An 18,594-nucleotide genomic window follows, 5' to 3' on the forward strand; every position below is an offset into this window, starting at 1 on the left:
GCATACCTTTGCAGTGTTCTATTAAAGCAGTACACTAAAACATTAAAGATTATGATACAGATTAAAGACATTGATTTCAGATACCCAGGTAGCAAGCACCTTGTATTTAGAGATTTCTCTTTGGAACTCAAGGAGAACAATATTTATGGCTTGCTTGGCAAGAACGGTACAGGCAAGAGCACCCTGCTCTATCTCATCAGCGGATTGCTCCGCCAGCAACAAGGTACCGTTCTCGTGGATGGCATTTCGGCACAAGATCGCAAAGCCGAGATGCTGAAGGACATCTTCATGGTGCCCGAAGAGTTTGAACTGCCCAACGTTTCCCTTGCCACCTACGTGAAGATGAACCAGGAGTTCTATCCTAACTTCTCGCAGGAAGTGCTGGACAGTTGCCTCAAGGATTTTGATTTACCACTCTCTCTCAAGTTGAACGAACTCTCGATGGGACAGAAGAAGAAGGTATTCATGAGTTTCGCACTCGCCACGGGTACCCGCTTTCTTCTGATGGACGAGCCAACCAATGGTCTCGACATCCCATCGAAGAGCCAGTTCCGTAAGGTCATCGCCAATAACATGACGGAAGACCGCACCCTCATCATCTCTACTCATCAGGTGCACGATGTAGAGTCGTTGCTCGACCACATCATTATCATGAACCAGAGCCAGCTTCTGCTCGATGCTTCGGTTTCTGACATCTGCGAGAAATACACCTTCGAATATCGCAACCCACAGGAAATGGACGACACCGTGCTCTACGCCGAGCCAACCCTGCAGGGCAATGCCGCCATCTGCAAGCGACAGGAGGGTGAGCAGGAAACACAGATGAACCTGGAATTGCTCTTCAATGCAGTGATTAATAAAAAATTAAACGATTAAATGATTAGACGATTATGAAAAAGAATTTCGATTTACATAGATTAGGAATGATTATCCGTTGGGATGTATTAAACAACTGGACCCATAATTTGGGAGTTATTGTAGGACTCGCCATCTGTTTTTCAATCACAAACATCATCCGGCTTTACAAAATTAGTGGCTTTATTGCAGCATCCCATGAACTAGATGCCATGACCGACAGTTATAAGAAATCCGCATATATGTTCTTTGGATTCATTTCTTTTATGGTCATTTACGTATTGGCATCTTGCATCTTCAGAAACATGAAGACCAAGTTACAGCGCGAAAGTTTTCTGATGCTTCCTGCCACTAACCTGGAAAAATATGTGGCTCGATTCCTGGTTGTTACCGTTGGTGGTCTTGTGACTTTACTAGGAGCCTTGGTCATCTCAGATATTATTCAGCTCATCTTTAGCTTTTTCATCACTCCAGGCTTCCATATCAGCCTTACATGGCCAGTACTCAGCCACACCATTTTTGCTATTTCATCTATAGACAATTCTTGGCAAACAATTCTGGCAGGCTACTCCTTCCTGATATTTGCCCATTCCTTCGCAACCCTGGGAGGAGCCTTCTACCGCAAGTTTCCTGTGCTTCTGACAGCATGTACGGGATTGGCACTTTGTCTGATTTTTGGTTATATTATCAACGAACTGGGTAAAGCAGGATGGCTTGATTTCGTAGGAACCTTGCACATCGAAGAGGGTTCTTCAGCTCAATATTTTGCTGTATTCACCTCGTCGGCAGTATTTCTTGCTTTGGCTGCCTTCAACTATTGGGCATCCTACAAGCTCTTCACCCGTATGCAGGTAATCTGCAACAAGTGGATCAACATCTAAAAAATTAAAATTGAAGATTATGATTTTCAGTAATGATAAAGCGATATACGTACAGATAGCCGAGCGATTGAGCGATGAGATTCTGGCAGGCAAGTACAAGGAAGACGAGCGAATACCGAGCGTCAGAGAATACGCCGTACTACTGGAGGTAAATGCCAACACAACCGTGAAGGCATATGACCTGCTTGCCACCGATGAGATCATCTACAATAAGCGAGGCCTGGGCTACTTTGTTTCCGCTGGAGCCAAGAAGCAGATTAAGAAAACCCGCAAGAAGGAGTTTATGAAAGAAAGACTCCCGGAACTCGCCCGACAAATGCAGCTTCTCGACATCTCCATCGATGAAGTGAAGGAAGAATTGGAGAAGAATCTCAAAAAGATAAAGATATGATGACACTATTCATTCTCAAAAGCATATTTTTAACTACGATCTTTGCCTTATATATAATAAGGTGGATATAATCACGTTTTTAAAAAATAGCTACGCTTGCAACTTTCAGAAGGTTGCAAGCGTCTAACGTTTTAAATTCATATCAATAAACAAGCGTATTATATGTCATTAATTCATCTAAAAGACGTCAACAAGACCTATCCGGGTGCTCAGCCACTCCATGTACTGAAGGGCATCGACCTCGACATCGAACGTGGCGAGTTCGTCAGCATCATGGGTGCTTCCGGCTCGGGAAAATCCACCTTATTAAATATATTGGGTATTCTCGACAACTACGATACGGGCGAATACCGACTCAACGATGTGCTCATCAAAGACCTCTCGGAAACCCGTGCTGCCGAATACCGCAACAAGATGATCGGCTTCATCTTCCAGTCGTTCAACCTCATCTCGTTCAAGACAGCGGTGGAAAACGTGGAGCTTCCACTCTTCTACCAGGGCGTGAGCCGCAAGAAGCGCCACGAACTGGCGATGGAATATCTCGAAAAACTGGGCTTGAAGCAATGGGCCAACCATTATCCCAACGAGATGTCGGGCGGACAGAAGCAGCGTGTAGCCATCGCCCGTGCCCTCATCACCAAACCCGAAATCATCCTAGCCGATGAGCCTACCGGAGCCCTCGACTCCAAAACGAGCGTGGAAGTAATGGACCTGCTGAAGGAACTGCACCAGAAGGAGGGAATGACCATCGTAGTGGTAACCCATGAAAGCGGTGTAGCCAACGAGACCGATAAGGTTATCCATATCAAGGACGGACTCATCGGAAGCATCGAAGACAACAGAGACCATCATCTCGTATCGAAAGACTACGTGAAATAACTTTGAACTTGGAACATGAGAGAATTAATCAAAGAAATATGGAGCACGTCGAAGCGCAACAAGCTCCGCACTTCGCTCACGGGATTTGCCGTTGCCTGGGGAATCTTCATGCTGATATTCTTGCTGGGCGCCGGCAACGGACTGATTAATGCCCAGTTGCAGCAAAGCACCCGATTCCTTGCCAACTCCATGCGAGTTTTCCCGGGCGAAACCTCCAAGGCTTACAAGGGACTGAAGGAAGGCAGAAGCATCACGCTCAACGACAGGGACATCCTCATCAGCAACCAGACCTACGGCCAGTACGTGGATGATGTGGGTGGAAGATTGGAACAGTATAACGTGAACATCAATTATGGCGATAATTATGTGGCAAGCCAGTCATTGGTGGGTGTGGCTCCTACACATCCCAAAATCGACAAGACGGAGCTGATTGCCGGACGATTCATCAACGAAATCGATATGAAGGACCAGCGCAAGAATGTGGTGCTGAGCCGAAGCCAAGCCAAGGAACTCTGCAAAGACTACCGTTCGCTGGTGGGCAAGAACGTAAAGATCAGCAACCTCAACTTCCAGGTGGTAGGAATTTACAAGGATGATGAATCGCGCAACAATACCGAAGCCTTCATCGCCTACTCCACCATAAAGACCATCTATGCCAAGGGCGATGATGCAGGAAGTCTGGAGTTCACCATCAAGAACCTGAAGACCCAGGAAGATAACGAGCAGTTTGAGAAGAACTATCGTGCCAGCATCAACAACAACCACCAGGCTGCTCCCGATGACGACCGCACCATCTGGCTCTGGAACCGATACATGGACAACATCCAAATGAACCAGGGAATCGCCATCATGCAGACGGCACTCTGGATAGTAGGTCTGTTCACCCTGCTGAGCGGCATCGTGGGTGTTAGCAACATCATGCTCATCACCGTGAAGGAACGAACCCGAGAGTTTGGCGTAAGAAAAGCCATCGGTGCCAAACCTTGGTCGATACTGAAGCTCATCATCACCGAGAGCATCATCATCACCTCGTTCTTCGGCTACATCGGAATGGTCTGTGGCGTGGCGGCAAACGAGATCATGGATGCTACCATCGGCCACACCACCGTAGATACCGGACTGTTTAAAGCCGCCATGTTTGTGAACCCTACGGTGGGCCTCGGCACCTGCATCGGTGCTACCATCGCCATCGTCATCGCAGGCACCATCGCCGGACTCATCCCAGCCATCAAGGCTGCAAGAATCCGACCGATAGAGGCGCTGAGAGCGGAATAATGATTAATGAGTAGTGATTAATGTTTAATTAGGCTTACACCTTATTATATATATAGACTAGGCTATGCGATTAGATTTAGATACATATAAAGAGATTCTCGATACCATCACGAGGAACAAGAGCCGCAGTCTGCTCACGGGCTTCGGCGTGTTCTGGGGCGTGTTTATGCTCATCGCCCTGATGGGTGGCGGACAAGGACTGAAGGAGATACTGCAGAACAACTTCGCAGGCTTCGCCACCAACACCGCCATCATCTGGGCGCAGAACACCACCAAACCCTACAAGGGATTCAACAAGGGGCGTTCCTGGCAGATGGAAGAGAAAGACCTGGAGCGACTGCGCCACAGGGTGCCCGAACTCGATGTCATCACCCCGCTGCTCTTCGGAGGCAACAAGTCGGTGGTGTTTGGCGACAAGAAATTCAGCGGCAGCACGCAGGGCGTGAATCCCGATTACGCCCAGGTTTCCGCACCTAAAATGTTTTACGGCAGATACATCAACGAGATGGATGTGCGCCGCCAGCGCAAGGTTTGCGTCATCGGTAAACAGATTTACAAGACCCTCTTCCCCGGCGGAGGCGACCCGTGCGGCAAGAGCGTGCGAGTGGATTCCACCTATTACACGGTGGTGGGTGTGGATTACCGCTCGGGAAATGGCGTGAACTTCGGCGGTAGAGCCGACGAAACCATCACCATTCCGCAAACCGTGCTCCGCACCGCCTACAACCGCGGAACCGCCATCGACATCATCGCTACCACCGGTAAGCCGGGCGTGGTAATGAGCAGCATCGCCCAGCGAATGCGTGAAACCATAGCCAGGGCTCACAACATCGACCCTTCAGATGAAAAAGGAATCATGGTGTTCAATACGGAGGTGCTCTTCCAGATGCTCGACAATCTGTTTAAGGGTGTCAACTTCCTCATCTGGCTGGTAGGTATCGGCACCCTTCTCGCCGGCGCCATCGGAGTTTCCAACATCATGATGGTAACGGTGAAGGAGCGAACCACCGAGATAGGCATTCGCCGAGCCATCGGCGCCACGCCAAAGATGATTCTCTCGCAAATCATCTCAGAGAGTATTATCCTCACCCTGGTGGCAGGCATGAGCGGCATCATCTTCGGAGTAGCCATCCTGCAGATGCTGGAGATGGCGAACACCACGGATGGCATTCTCACCGCCCACTTCCAGGTAGATTTCTGGACAGCCATCTCCTCAGCCATCCTCATCTGCATCCTTGGCGGTCTTGCCGGACTTGCCCCAGCGTGGCGAGCCATGAGCATCAAGCCAGTAGATGCAATGAGAGACGAATAAAAGAAAAATAAGATATAAAAGATATGAAAAAGTATTCAAAGTTGATAGTTGCGGCGATAGTCGCCTTGATTTTCATCGGAACCTTCGTGTTCCTTTATGAGAAATCACAGCCTAAGCCTGTGGAATATACCGAGTTTACCCCAAAGATGGGCGATGTGTTGAAAACCACGGTGATTACGGGTAAGATAGAGCCTCGCAACGAGGTGAACGTAAAGCCTCAGATCAGCGGTATCATCACCGAAATCTGCAAGCAGGCAGGCGATTTCGTGCAGGCAGGCGAGGTAATCGCCAAGGTAAAGGTGATTCCGGATATGGGACAGCTCAGTTCAGCGCAGGCTCGTGTGCGCCTTGCCGAAATTAACCTGAAGCAGGCACAGGTAAACTATGGTCGCGAGGAACAGCTCTACAAGAAGCAGCTGGTCAGCGCCGATGAGTTTGACAAGGTAAAACAGTCGTTGCAACAGGCAAAGGAGGAGAAAGTTGCCGCCCTGGATGCGCTCGAAGTGGTTCGTGATGGTGTTTCCAAGAGCAACGCCAGCGCTTCTTCCACCCTCATCCGTTCTACCATTTCGGGAATTATCCTCGATATTCCTGTCAAAGTAGGTAACTCCGTGATTCTTGCCAACACCTTTAATGACGGAACCACCATCGCCAGTGTGGCAAACATGAACGACCTCATCTTCCGTGGCAATATTGACGAGACGGAGGTGGGCAATCTCGTAGTGGGAATGCCGATGAAGATCACCATTGGAGCGATGCAGGACCTGAAGTTTGATGCCGACCTGGAGTACATTTCACCAAAGGCAGTAGAAAACAATGGTGCCAACCAGTTTGAGGTAAAGGCAGCCGTCCGCTCAGTAAAGGGAGGCAAGATCCGTTCCGGCTACAGCGCCAACGCCGAGATCGTATTGGCAAAGGCGAGCCACGTGATTACCGTTCCGGAGAGTGCCATTGAGTTCAGTGGCGACAGCACCTTTGTCTATATCGTAAAGGGCAGCGGCGAGAAAAAGACCTACGAGCGCAAGCAAGTAACCACCGGATTGAGCGATGGTGTGAACATCGAAATCAAGAAGGGTCTGAGCTTGAAGGATAAGGTAAGAGGTCCGCAGGTTGTGGCAGACAACAAGGATGATGAAGAATAAAGCATAAAAAAGGTTATCTAAAGGTAATTTTACCCTTGGATAACCTTTTTTTATTGTGATCAGCCATTTAACAATACTCTTCCTTAAACCACAGACGATAGACCGGATCTACAAATACAAAATCAGCTTTCTGCTTCTCTATGATATCCTTGTTCTGAAGAATCTTCTTGTTCTTAACTATCGTATTGGGATTACCCAGGTTATACACCTGCTTCACTGCTTGTGATGAGAAATGCTGCTCACCATCAGCTATCGCCTTGAGCATCTCTATCTGGGTAGAACTGAGATTTTCCGTATCGTTCTGAAACATAGGGGTATTGATGTTCAATACCTGCTTGAGACCGAGAGAGAACACTTCTTCCGTCACCTCAGAAACCGTAAAGCTCCAAATAAAATAGCACAACTGCTGCAGATACCAGGAATGACACTCCACCACATCGCAAATCCTACTGGCAAAAGATTCTGAAATTCGCTTGCCGGTCTTCTCAAAAGATGATAAGATAAAAGGAATCCAATGCTCCTTGGCTATCTTCTGCATGAAAATAACCTGTCCGAAACGATAGAACGGACTGTTGGAATTATTGAAAATGTTGAGCATCATATTGCGCTTACTGCCATAAAGGCAATAAGAGGTCAACTGCTGCTGTTGCCATACTGAGCGCATCTTGCCCTCCATATCCTTATATTCCGGGAGATTAGCCAACTGCTGGAATTCATCTATGCACACAATAATCCTGATTCCCTTTTCCTTCGCCAGCAACTCCGGCAATTGGAGAATTGCCATCTTATCTCTTTCTTGCGGCACAAACTTCAAGTCGAAAGCCACAAAATCCGTAATCTGGTCGTTAACCACTATCTGTGGAACTACACCCGTCAAGAACTTCTTGGCGTCCTCTATCCAACGTTCTATCTTGGAAGAAGCGCAGGCTATGACCTGACTGGCAAAAGTGCGATAGAATTCTGCTTCCGAGCCAATACTGAAAGCATCTATATAGCAGATTCTCACCTCCTTATCTTCTTCACTCAGTTCCGTCATCGCCTTCTTTACAAGCGACGATTTTCCCCATCGACGTGGAGAAATGAGCATCACGTTGATATGGGAAGCCAGGAGTTGCTTGAGCAAAGCCCTGTCTTCCGTTCGGTCGATAAAATTCTCTTCGGTAGCCAAAGTACCAAACTGAAAAGGAGATTGAAATACTGCCATATTCTTCTTATTAAATTCGTTTTATCTGTTTTACAACATTCGTATCACCTGCAAATATACAAAAAGTTACCCAAAGGTAACTTACCTTAGGGTAACTTTTAGTAATTATTAGCCTATATGAGCTGATCATTGAATTTCAATGTTGCAATATACATTCATTTTTTACTTTGCTTTCAAAATTGCGCTATTCACATTCATATCAATATTCTTCCAATCCTTCTGGATTTTCTTGCCGAAGTTGAAGGTGTAGGCTGCTTTTAGATAGACTGTTTGCTGATACTGTTTGCTAGAGGAACATACATTATAGCTATAGAGCGGAGCATCCAACGAACTATAGAAGTGAACTCGTTTCGTAAATGGAGCTGAAGTTCCTACTTCTAAATTCCAAACATTATGGCTCCAAGAAACAGATGCATTATAGTACACAGGATTCTCTTCTTTTATCATATTGCCCAAGAGAATCTTTGATTTTGTACCACCATTAAGACGGAAAGCAAAATCTTTCCAATAGTAATTCGCAACGATTCTGAAATTGCATTGGTCCAACACTTTATCACATACACCATAAAAATCAACATGGTTATATTGAGCATCAAAGGACATATTGAAATTTTTAAAAGCACGCCATGTTAAAGAAAGTAATCCTACTAAACTTTGGGTATTTTCACGATCATCAAAACTTTGAATCATTTTTCCCTCTTGCTGATAAAAAACAGAAACTATTGGACGATGCTGATATGTATATGAACCCATAACAAACGCATTAAATTTACCAAACTGAATATTATAATTCAGCGTACCTATAAAGAAATTGGATGGTCGCAAATCTTTATTTCCTCTTTTGATAATCAATTCATCAACAGTTTGTTCTGCCATATTTGTGGCACTGATGTTTGGGTTTGCATTTGCATAAGTCAAATCCAATGACAATTGTTGGTTGGGTACTGGTTGCACAAATATAGTAGAAAAGAAACGTGGAGTATATTGTTTAACTATTTCTGTTCCATGCAGACGGTATTGCAAAACTGTGAAAGCAGGAGTCACTGATATATTCCACTTGCCTATGCGTTGAACATAGTTTATATATGAAGAATTCTGCAACGTCCATTGATGCTGCCACGATGTATAAGTTCCTGTATATGAGATAGAATTATTTGAATAATAGCTACTAAGAGAAATAGACAGCGAATTCTTATGAGGCAGTTTTATGCCATACTTGATATTACTTTGTAAGGTATATGCATCTTCCTTGGAGTCTGTATTAGTAGTAAAGCCATCCAATTGGTACTCATACAAATATTTGTTTTTGCTGTATGAGCCCATAAGGGTGACTTCCAGATATTGCTTATCTGTAATATCAAAATTTCCATATAAATTAACTTTCGGCATTAAGTTAGACTGTTTGTTCCTAGAAAAAGACTCAGAAGGAGCTGCCCCATAACTTGTCGTCAACACCCCTGTTGTAGTTGAACCAGGATTTTCATTGCGAACAAGTGTTATTTTCTCCGACAACATATATTTCTGCTTTCTCGTGGCAATATTCATTTGTGCATACTCTTGGTTGGACTTATTAGTACCACCCGTCTGTTTATAGTTACGCATCATATCACCTTCCTTAAAATGGAATGTTTCATTTTTCTCATACTGGTCTCCACTATATTCCTTCCCGTTATATCCACCGAAGAATGTTATGGTAGTATTGCCACTAGCCACCTTGGCGGCTACATTGTAGTCTCCATCAAAATATGTAAATTGTTGAGTACCATCAAGTGCCACATAACCACCTGTTGTATATTGGCGAGTTATGAAGTTGATGGCTGCTATATCTTCTGCATATTTACCAGTTGGCACATCATAATATTCAATTTTCTCTACGTCCTTCGGTTTGAGGTTCTTTATCTCCCTATAGTCAACTTTTCTACCATCAATATACAAAGATACATTTCCTCCAAAAGTCTCAACAGTTCCTTTAAATCTATCGACTCTTACGTTAGGAATCATCAAGTCCGCAAGCAAATCATAACCGCCGAAAGTATGCTTCACTATTTGTTGGTCAGGAATAATTATAAACTTGTCCTCTTTACGGACAAGTCTATTACCTTTGATTACAACATCGTTTAAAGCTACTTCGTTATTCTTGAGGGTAATATTTGGCAGAATCATTTCCTTAGCGTGAAGTTTGAAAGTATGATAGTATGGAGCATACCCCATAGAACTTACTAACAATATATAATTTCCTTCTGAGGAGATTTCCATATTGAAGCATCCTATGCTATCGGCTGCAACTCCTTTCACAAAAGTAGAATCCATCTTCAGAACCTTTACGGCAGCATAAGGTATCCCCACTTGCTGACTGTCAACAATGGTTCCTTTTATCGTGGTCTGGCTATAAGCTGGAGCGATAGAAATAAATGCCAATAAAATGAATGAGACTATTTTACCTTTCATAACTGCTTTGTTTTTTAGTTTTAAAATAAGAATAGCCCCGAAGGGCAACTCCTTAAAGAAATTATTGCAAAAGTACAGAATCACTCAGAAAAGAGCAAGGAAAGAGGTATTTTTAAATTTACCTATTTTTTACCCTTCTACATAATTCATTATATATTAAGCATTTAACATAAACGCTGCATTTTAAAAAGCTTATTCAATTTGCCGAATATACTCATCAAAATCCTTAGGCTTTCCTGATCTGCCACACAATTTCTCCAACATTACCTTTCTATATTTAGATATTGCCGATGAAGATAAGCCCAAGAGAATAGCGATACTTGATGTTGATATTTCCAATTTTACCAACAAACAAATTCGATAAGCCATAACATTCAAACGATTTTTCAACAGCGGAATAAAAGAAGGAATTAACTGCTCTATGGTTTCTTCCAATTCTATCCAATCGTTCTCTCGCATAGTCTCCTTTGGATGGAGTTCCAAATATTTAATTCTTTTATAAATAGAAGATTCTTTCAAGAGAATATCAACATCTGATAAAGAAGAGTTGGAATATTTTTCTCGAATATCCTTCAGATCATCTTCCAACTTATTAATCGTTTGTTCCTTCTCCTTGATGACATCCGCTATTTTTCTATCATTTACTGTTCTCAACAGTTCCAACTCTTCCTGCTTTTGTCGTAACTTCAACAGACTATCATCATAAAGATGCTTAGTCACAAGTATTTTCTCCTTCTTCTTCTTTAGTTGCTTGAGATAAAGATAAGTCAACAACAGAAATATCACGACTCCACCTGCAATTAAGACATACACCAACATCGTAATTCTTTCCGCCTTGAGTTCCGCTTTTCTTGCTATCTCCTGATTTCTTCCATAATTATACATCGCTTGAATTTGTTGCAGCTGACTTTCCCTTACTGCCAGTAAATCAGAATCGTTATATTCAGAACTTTTCAAAGCATACTTCATTGCCAATACCGGCTTATTTACCCTTGCATAGTATTGAGCCAATACTTTGGTCGCAGCAGCTTTATTACTATATGATTTACTTAACTTCAGACTCTGATTGAGACAGGAAAAAGCAGAATCTAGCCGGGAAACAAACATATAATATCTACCCTTTTCACACAATAGGAAAGCCTTGGCATCTCCATAGTTAGAATTACCCTCATACCCTGTAGAAAAGTATGCTTCAAATGCCTTCTTCGCATTTACAGAGTCTTGCTTCTCTATATAATAGCTGTAGTTGCATCCCAAAGCGATAGCTGCATTATAGTTGTCACCTATCCGTTTAAACATATTTGCGCTACGTAAATTGATAGCAACAACAGAATCTTTTTTTCCTAAATAATCATAAGCATCTCCCTTATTTTGGTAATTGATAATCGCATTCAATGTATCCTTTGCCAAATAAGCATACTTCTCAGCCTTGCCAAAAGCATCCAACAATTGATATGGTAAATATTGTTTGCTAAACAAAAATCCCATCTGGCTATACACTCTGTAAAGCGTACCATAATCACAATCTGCGGCTGTGGTATCAGCTTGCTCCGCCGCCTTGTTATAATACTCCAATGCCAATGGAACTTCATGCATATCTCTATATACGCAACCCAAGACATAGTTGGCTAGCATCCGTTCGTTAGCAGAACCATGACGGTCGTAATAATCCACAACTTCCTTCATTTTACTATCAGAAGTAAAGGAAATGTATGCCTTGTTCATCGCCTTATGACGCAATAACTCATAGCGCATCTTTTGCGCTTGGGTAAACTCGGGCAACTGGGATTTGACCCCATCAAGCATCCGGATGGCAACCTTGGCAGAGTCGTCATTAACATTCATGATGCTATCTGCCCGTTGCATCAAATCATCATACTTTCTGTTTCCTGCACAAGATGTAAGAATCATGATGATTAACAACAAATATATGACCTTTTCTTTCATTCCTCTCTTTTTTTTGCAAAAGTACGAAAAAATAAAGAAACTACAACAGAATGTCTCTATAAAATTAGAAAAAAGCAGAACTTTCATCTGAACAAAGTCAAGTAGCGCTGCGCATTGCCTGTAGTCCTTTCTGAATCTCAATGCAAAGATACATCCATGAGAATCCGCCATTCACGGTTTCTCACGGTTATTCACTGTTTCTCACGGATTTTCTTTCTTTTTCTGATGATTAGCTCAGAAAGATGATTTATTCCAATGATAAAAGAGACTTGCTTAGGACGGCTAAGTAACTTGCTTAGGATAGCTAAGTGACTTGGTTACGATAGCTAAGTAACTTACTTAGGAATGACGGATGACACTGGTGACAGGGTTTTCTTAAAAACTCTCTCACGTAGGCGGGCGGGAAACTTTTCTGAAAAATTTTTCCTGCCCGCCCGCGTGAAGAAAGTTTTAGAAAACAAGTGTCATAAGTGTCACTGGTGTCACAAATATCATCAGAACGGACGATAGTTACTAGTATCAATAATCATTGAAAGATATAGGAGAAGTGATCGAAAGATATAGGAGTAGCAGCAGAAAAGTATAATAGAAGTAATCGGAAGATATAGGAGAAGTTGCCAGAAGATATAATACCTGTCTTCGGGATTGTTAATACCTTGAACCGCACAACAGCTGTTGTGCGCTTGCATATCAACTGTTGTGCAGATGCACATCAGGTGTTGTGCGAATGGAATCCAGCTGCTGTGCGGTAAAAAAGGAAAAAGTTACCCAAAGGTAAGTTACCTTAGGGTAACTTTTTGTAATTATTAGCCTATATGAGCTGATCATTGAATTTCAATGTTGCAATATACATTCATTTTTTACTTTGCTTTCAAAATTGCGCTATTCACATTCATATCAATATTCTTCCAATCCTTCTGGGTCTTCTTGCCGAAGTTGAAGGTGTAGGCTGCTTGGATGTAAAACTTCCTGTTTGTTGATGAAATGATATGTTCTTGGGAATTGTAAACAGGAACATTCAGCGTTTCTATAAACTCATTGTTTTTATGGAAAGGGGATACAGTACCCACCTCAAAGCTCCAGTCTTTATGATTCCAATTGATAGAACCGCCATAATTAACTGGTACATGTTCTACAGTAATCATAGGAAGTATCATCTCTTTGCCTTTGGTATTTGCCCAAATACGAAATGCGAATTCATTACAATAATAGTTTACATTCATATAGGCACGCCAAGAGTTGAAAGTTGTTCGAAATTTACCCCAAACATCTGTATGGTTATAAACTCCATCGATTTTCAAACGAAGATTATCTGTAGCTTTCCAGGACAGGGAGAGCATTTCAATGAAACCTCTGCTATTATTATGATCGTCCATACTATTTATTAGTTTACCATTCTCTTCATAATAAGTTTCAACATATTGATGATGCTGATATACGAAATTACTGAAAGAGGTAATATTTATTTTAGAACCTATTTGTATATTATAATTAACTGTTCCTTGGTAAAAGTCCATAGGTCTTAAATTTTCATTTCCTCTTTTAATGCGCAGGTCGTCAATAATTTGTTCTGCAGTATTTAAAGAGCTACTAGTAGGATAAGCATTAGAAAACAATATATCCAAAGACACTTGCTGACTCTTTGTTGGCTGCCAAAATATTGTTGATTGCAACTGTGGAATATAATGGCTCACTGCATCTGCATCTTTTGTATGATAATAAAGAGCTGATGCTCCAGGCTTTAATCGCAATCTCCATTTATCAAATTGCTGTACATACTCCACAAATGCATAGCTTTGTGAAGACCATTGATGCTGCCATGCTTCATAAGTCCCCATATATTGCGACATCGTATTCATATAGACAGAACCTAGATGAAAAGATAAACTATTTTTGTGTGGGAATATGATACCATATTTCCCATAAAAGTTTGCACTATAATAATCCTCCTTGACAATCGTATTTGTATTCAATTTTTCATCTTTATACATATTTGAATATTTGTTTCTGCCATAAGTCCCAGATAATGACAGTTCCACATATTGTTTGTCCGTAACATCTATGTTACCATAAAGAGAAAGACGTGGCATTAAACTAGAAGACGTATTTGTAGAGCATTGGGCTGTACTTGTTTGTGCCGTATTCGCAAAAAGAATTCCGTTGGTTTGATTTATAGGATTTTCTTTTCTCACAAGCGAAAGTTTCTCTGACAACATGTACTTTTTCTTTTTCGTAAGAATGTTCAACTGCACATATTCTTGATTTTGCTTATTTACACCCTCATAACTTGAATACGAACGTGAAATCTCATTATTGTCAAAATGGAAAAATTCTTCTCTTTCTATTTTATCAGCATCATAGTGGAGTCTGTTATATCCCCCAAAAATGGTAAAACTAGTACTACCATGGGCTACCTTTGCTGCGAGATTATAATCTCCTTCTTGGTATGCTAGTTGTTGAGTGCCATCCACGGAAATATAGCCACCAGTAGTCATAGGACGGGTAATTATGTTTATGGAAGCATAATCACCTGCATATTTTCCTGTTGGAACATCATAATATTCCACTTTGAGAATGTCCTTTGATTTCAATCCTTTTACTTCACGATATTCTACCTTACGACCATCTATATAGAGCGTGACAGTACCACCAATTGTGGTAACAGCACCTTTTTGTCTATCAATTTGTAAATTGGGAATCATTAAATCATACAGCAAATCATATCCGTTATTGGTGTGTTTATAGATTTGTTTATCTGGTATAATCTGAAGATGGGTATCTTTCCTAGTAATACTGCTTCCCCTTACAACGACATCGTGGAGAGCGATGCTGTTTGGAGTTAAGGTGATAACTGAGGACGAGGCATTATTGGCTTCTACAATTTGCACTTTAGAATCATAACCTAATGAATTTACTATCAGAATATACTTACCCTCTTGAGGTACTGAAGTTTGAAAGCATCCTATGCTATCGGCTGCAACTCCTTTCACAAAAGTTGAATCCATCTTCAGGACCTTTACGGCAGCATAAGGTATTCCCACTTGCAGACTGTCAACAATCGTTCCTTTTATCGTGGTCTGGCTATAAGCTGGAGTGATAGAAATAAATGCCAATAAAATGAATGAGACTATTTTACCTTTCATAACTGCTTTGTTTTTTAGTTTTAAAAAAAGAATAGCCCCGAAGGGCAACTCCTTAAAGAAATTATTGCAAAAGTACAGAATCACTCTGAAAAGAGCAAGGAAAGAGGTATTTTAAAATTTACCCATTTTTTACTCTTCTACATAATTCATTATATATTAAGCATTTAACATAAATACCGCATTTTAAAAAGTTTATTCTATTTGCCGAATATACTCATCAAAATCCTTAGGCTTTCCAGATCTGCCACACAATTTCTCTAACATTACCTTTCTTTTTTTAGATATTGCCGATGAAGATAAACCCAGCAGAATAGCGATACTTGATGTTGATATTTCCAATTTTACCAACAAACAAATTCGATAAGCAATGACATTCAAACGATTTTTCAACAGCGGAATAAAAGAAGGAATTAACTGCTCTATGGTTTCTTCCAATTCTATCCAATCGTTCTCTCGCATAGTCTCCTTTGGATGGAGTTCCAAATATTTAATCCTTTTATAAATAGAAGATTCTTTCAAGAGAATATCAACATCAGACAAAGAAGAATTGGAATATTTATCTCGAATATCCTTCAGATCTTCTTTCAACTTATTAATCGTTTGTTCCTTCTCCTTGATGACATCTGCTATTTTTCTATCATTTACAGTTCTCAACAGTTCCAGCTCTTGCTTCGTATTATAAATCTGCTGTCTTATCTGATTTTCCTGCTCTTCTTTTTCCTGCAGTTCCAGCTTTCTTTTTTTCCGATAGACAAGAAATGTCAATATACCTATTATTATAACAGAAACTGAAACAAGAATACTAACTAACAAGGTGAGATTTGCCCTTGTAGCCTTTATCTCTTCGTTATGAGCCACATTCTTCCACCTGTCATAATCATATATTGCTTGCATCTTCTGCATTAAGTCGCGCTCCATATCCAGGTTTGCAGAATCATTGTAAGCAAAAGCCTGCTCTGAATATTTAGCAACAGAATCCATCTGCTGATGTTTGATGTAATAGAGATACCAAGCATAAGCACTAAAACTTTTATTATTGTTTGTTTTTGCGAATTCCTGACATTTAGTAAACCAGTATTTTGCTGAATCAGAATGTGATTCCAGACAATACAGTCCCTTTAGATAGTAATAATGACTATAATTAATGTATGAATAACAGGAATCTTTCTGGAAGTATCCAGACTCTGCCTCAAAAACATCCATATATTTCTTGGCTTTGGCATATTGTTTGGTAAGTATCAATGCTTGGATAGCTCCCCCTAAGGCACGGGCAGCCTGCACAGGATAGCCATACTGACGATAGCGACGGGAAGCGTTTTCATATACTTCTATCACCTTATTCATATTGTCCATATATTCGTATATATTGCCAAGATGTTCGTAAGAAAGCACAGCAGAAAGTGTATCTTTGGCTATCCAAGCATATTTTTCAGCCTTCTGATAGGCAGACAAGGCATTTTGAGGCATACTTTGACTCAGAAAAAGTGCACCTTGCTGCTCATAAACTCTAGTTAGGAGTTTATAGTCACAATCTGAGCTCGTGGTATCAACCTTTTCCACAGCATCATTGTAGCAAGATAAAGAAGCTGGAGAATCACCTAAATCCCGATAGACACAACCCAGGAGATAATGTGCCAACATTTGTTGCTGACACGTCCCGTGATTGTCATAGTAATCTACAATCTCTTTCATCAAGCTATCTGTCGTGAAGTCCACATAGCCCTTGTTCATACCTTTTGCATAAACCAATTGGTATCGCATTTGAGTAGATTTACCCATTTTCGATAAGTCTGGACGAATGCTATCCAATATAGCCAGAGCAGAACGAGCAGAGTCTTGACTGAGTTCCATAAGATTGTCTGCACGAGTAATAGTCTGCTCGTATTTACGATTACTACAACTTGACAGGCTCATGAAGATGAGCATATAAATAAGGATAACTCTTGCTTTGTTCATACGAAAAAATAGTGCTATTACAAACGAATAGCGATTAAACAACGTCTAACTAAACTTTATAAAAGTTTCTCTTCTATTGAAAACTTATTTCAACCTATGCAGCGGGCACATAATGAGCCTTCCCTCATCATCACGCAAGTGCATACCACTGCCTAGGCAATAGCGGAAGTGGCGGCACTGGGCGCACTCATCCTTGCGCATCCACTCTCGGTTACGATAAGGGGCAAAACGATGCTGCCACACTTCCATAAAATCATCTTGGTAGATGTTGCCTTGATGATAATTGGAACGGATGCTGGCACAGGCAGAGATGGAGCCATCCACCAAAACGGAACCAACTGTTACGCCAGCTTGGCATGAATAGAAATGATTGCGGATATCGCCCTCGTAATTGCCCATGAAGCCCTCACAGCCGTAGCTGCAATCTATCAAGCCCTCCTTACGAGTAAGCTTGATGAAGTCTAAGATGCCCCGATATTCTTCGGGAGTGAGGTGCATATCGGGGTCGGTGGCTGCCCTACCCACTGGGAATACGGCTACGACTCGCCAGTGCTTGACACCTTTATCTATCAGGAATTGCTTGATGGCAGAGAGGTGGGGATAATTGCGACGATTCACACAGGTGAGGATGTCAAACTTAATCTCTGGATGAGCCACCAGCATATCTATCGCCTGCGAAACCATATCGAAGCTATACTTGTTGCCTCGCATCCAGTTGTGCTCCTCGCCCAAGCCATCCATACTGATGGTCATGGCATGGAGACCAGCACGGAGCAAATCATTGAATTTCTGAGGAGTAAGATATAGGGCATTGGTCACCATACCCCAAGGGAAACCTTTCTGATAGATGGCTGCGCCACACTGGGCAATGTCTTCACGCATCAAGGGTTCGCCACCCGTTACGATGACAAACACTTGATGAGGATCGGTATGCTGCCTGATGTTGTCTAGTACTCGCAAGAAGTCTGCCAGAGGCATGTCTTGCTGCCCTGCCTTCACCTTGCAGTCGCTTCCGCAATGGCGGCAATGCAGGTTGCAGCGCAGGGTACACTCCCAGAAGAGTTGGCGCAAAGGATGCTCCTTCACCTTCTGCTGATAAAGACTTCGAGCTATCTCCAATGCCAAGCGACGGCGAAGGGATAAAGATTCAGGATTTGTCAT

The 18,594-nt window shown here is 42.0% G+C and carries 13 protein-coding genes; 7 read left to right on the forward strand and 6 right to left on the reverse strand.

All coding sequences use genetic code 11. The annotated features are described in order from the left end of the window. Nucleotides 1–51: 51 nt before the first annotated feature. The 7 genes from CFT61_RS02845 to CFT61_RS02875 all read left to right on the forward strand — a co-directional run bounded on the left by CFT61_RS02845 (nt 52) and on the right by CFT61_RS02875 (nt 6,735). Nucleotides 52–876, forward strand: coding sequence for an ABC transporter ATP-binding protein (locus CFT61_RS02845; RefSeq protein WP_089542980.1), 825 nt, complete (start codon nt 52–54; stop codon nt 874–876). A gap of 14 nt (nt 877–890) precedes the next feature. Beyond that, nucleotides 891–1,736, forward strand: a complete 846-nt coding sequence (locus CFT61_RS02850) for a hypothetical protein (RefSeq protein WP_142990534.1) — start codon at nt 891–893, stop codon at nt 1,734–1,736. A gap of 19 nt (nt 1,737–1,755) precedes the next feature. Next, on the forward strand, nt 1,756–2,127 hold the full coding sequence (locus CFT61_RS02855; protein WP_022120379.1) for a GntR family transcriptional regulator: 372 nt from the start codon (nt 1,756–1,758) through the stop codon (nt 2,125–2,127). Between the two features lie 162 nt (nt 2,128–2,289). After that, the gene (locus CFT61_RS02860; RefSeq protein WP_089542982.1) at nt 2,290–3,006 is read left to right on the forward strand and encodes an ABC transporter ATP-binding protein; all 717 of its coding nucleotides are present in this window, start codon (nt 2,290–2,292) and stop codon (nt 3,004–3,006) included. Between the two features lie 15 nt (nt 3,007–3,021). Beyond that, on the forward strand, nt 3,022–4,281 hold the full coding sequence (locus tag CFT61_RS02865) for an ABC transporter permease (RefSeq protein ID WP_089542983.1): 1,260 nt from the start codon (nt 3,022–3,024) through the stop codon (nt 4,279–4,281). A 64-nt stretch (nt 4,282–4,345) separates the two neighbouring features. Next, nucleotides 4,346–5,593, forward strand: coding sequence for an ABC transporter permease (locus CFT61_RS02870; protein WP_089542984.1), 1,248 nt, complete (start codon nt 4,346–4,348; stop codon nt 5,591–5,593). 23 nt (nt 5,594–5,616) lie between these two features. Then, nucleotides 5,617–6,735 (forward strand): efflux RND transporter periplasmic adaptor subunit, encoded by a 1,119-nt coding sequence (locus CFT61_RS02875; RefSeq protein ID WP_089542985.1) that lies wholly within the window; start codon nt 5,617–5,619, stop codon nt 6,733–6,735. A 67-nt stretch (nt 6,736–6,802) separates the two neighbouring features. Here the strand turns inward: CFT61_RS02875 and CFT61_RS02880 are convergent, their stop codons facing one another. The 6 genes from CFT61_RS02880 to CFT61_RS02905 form a co-directional block, all read right to left on the reverse strand. After that, nucleotides 6,803–7,939, reverse strand: coding sequence for an AAA family ATPase (locus tag CFT61_RS02880; RefSeq protein ID WP_089542986.1), 1,137 nt, complete (start codon nt 7,937–7,939; stop codon nt 6,803–6,805). Between the two features lie 162 nt (nt 7,940–8,101). After that, nucleotides 8,102–10,387 (reverse strand): carboxypeptidase-like regulatory domain-containing protein, encoded by a 2,286-nt coding sequence (locus CFT61_RS02885; RefSeq protein ID WP_142990535.1) that lies wholly within the window; start codon nt 10,385–10,387, stop codon nt 8,102–8,104. 192 nt (nt 10,388–10,579) lie between these two features. Further along, nucleotides 10,580–12,334: a hypothetical protein gene (locus tag CFT61_RS02890; protein ID WP_142990536.1), complete on the reverse strand. Its 1,755-nt coding sequence runs from the start codon at nt 12,332–12,334 to the stop codon at nt 10,580–10,582. 860 nt (nt 12,335–13,194) lie between these two features. Beyond that, nucleotides 13,195–15,477 (reverse strand): carboxypeptidase regulatory-like domain-containing protein, encoded by a 2,283-nt coding sequence (locus CFT61_RS02895; protein ID WP_142990537.1) that lies wholly within the window; start codon nt 15,475–15,477, stop codon nt 13,195–13,197. Between the two features lie 192 nt (nt 15,478–15,669). Next, nucleotides 15,670–17,433 (reverse strand): tetratricopeptide repeat protein, encoded by a 1,764-nt coding sequence (locus tag CFT61_RS02900; RefSeq protein WP_089542990.1) that lies wholly within the window; start codon nt 17,431–17,433, stop codon nt 15,670–15,672. Nucleotides 17,434–17,517: 84 nt separating this feature from the next. Beyond that, entirely contained in the window at nt 17,518–18,594 is a 1,077-nt protein-coding gene (locus tag CFT61_RS02905) for a TIGR04133 family radical SAM/SPASM protein (RefSeq protein WP_089542991.1), read from the reverse strand.

Origin of the sequence: Segatella copri, assembly GCF_002224675.1 — a bacterium.
Taxonomy (GTDB): Bacteria; Bacteroidota; Bacteroidia; order Bacteroidales; family Bacteroidaceae; genus Prevotella; species Prevotella copri_U.

Excerpts from the sequence above, each read along its gene's own strand:
- CFT61_RS02845 (WP_089542980.1), top strand. The coding sequence starts at position 52 with ATGATACAGATTAAAGACATTGATTTCAGATACCCAGGTAGCAAGCAC.
- CFT61_RS02850 (WP_142990534.1), top strand. The coding sequence starts at position 891 with ATGAAAAAGAATTTCGATTTACATAGATTAGGAATGATTATCCGTTGG.
- CFT61_RS02855 (WP_022120379.1), top strand. The coding sequence starts at position 1,756 with ATGATTTTCAGTAATGATAAAGCGATATACGTACAGATAGCCGAGCGA.
- CFT61_RS02860 (WP_089542982.1), top strand. The coding sequence starts at position 2,290 with ATGTCATTAATTCATCTAAAAGACGTCAACAAGACCTATCCGGGTGCT.
- CFT61_RS02865 (WP_089542983.1), top strand. The coding sequence starts at position 3,022 with ATGAGAGAATTAATCAAAGAAATATGGAGCACGTCGAAGCGCAACAAG.
- CFT61_RS02870 (WP_089542984.1), top strand. The coding sequence starts at position 4,346 with ATGCGATTAGATTTAGATACATATAAAGAGATTCTCGATACCATCACG.
- CFT61_RS02875 (WP_089542985.1), top strand. The coding sequence starts at position 5,617 with ATGAAAAAGTATTCAAAGTTGATAGTTGCGGCGATAGTCGCCTTGATT.
- CFT61_RS02880 (WP_089542986.1), bottom strand. The coding sequence starts at position 7,939 with ATGGCAGTATTTCAATCTCCTTTTCAGTTTGGTACTTTGGCTACCGAA.
- CFT61_RS02885 (WP_142990535.1), bottom strand. The coding sequence starts at position 10,387 with ATGAAAGGTAAAATAGTCTCATTCATTTTATTGGCATTTATTTCTATC.
- CFT61_RS02890 (WP_142990536.1), bottom strand. The coding sequence starts at position 12,334 with ATGAAAGAAAAGGTCATATATTTGTTGTTAATCATCATGATTCTTACA.
- CFT61_RS02895 (WP_142990537.1), bottom strand. The coding sequence starts at position 15,477 with ATGAAAGGTAAAATAGTCTCATTCATTTTATTGGCATTTATTTCTATC.
- CFT61_RS02900 (WP_089542990.1), bottom strand. The coding sequence starts at position 17,433 with ATGAACAAAGCAAGAGTTATCCTTATTTATATGCTCATCTTCATGAGC.
- CFT61_RS02905 (WP_089542991.1), bottom strand. The coding sequence starts at position 18,594 with ATGACAAATCCTGAATCTTTATCCCTTCGCCGTCGCTTGGCATTGGAG.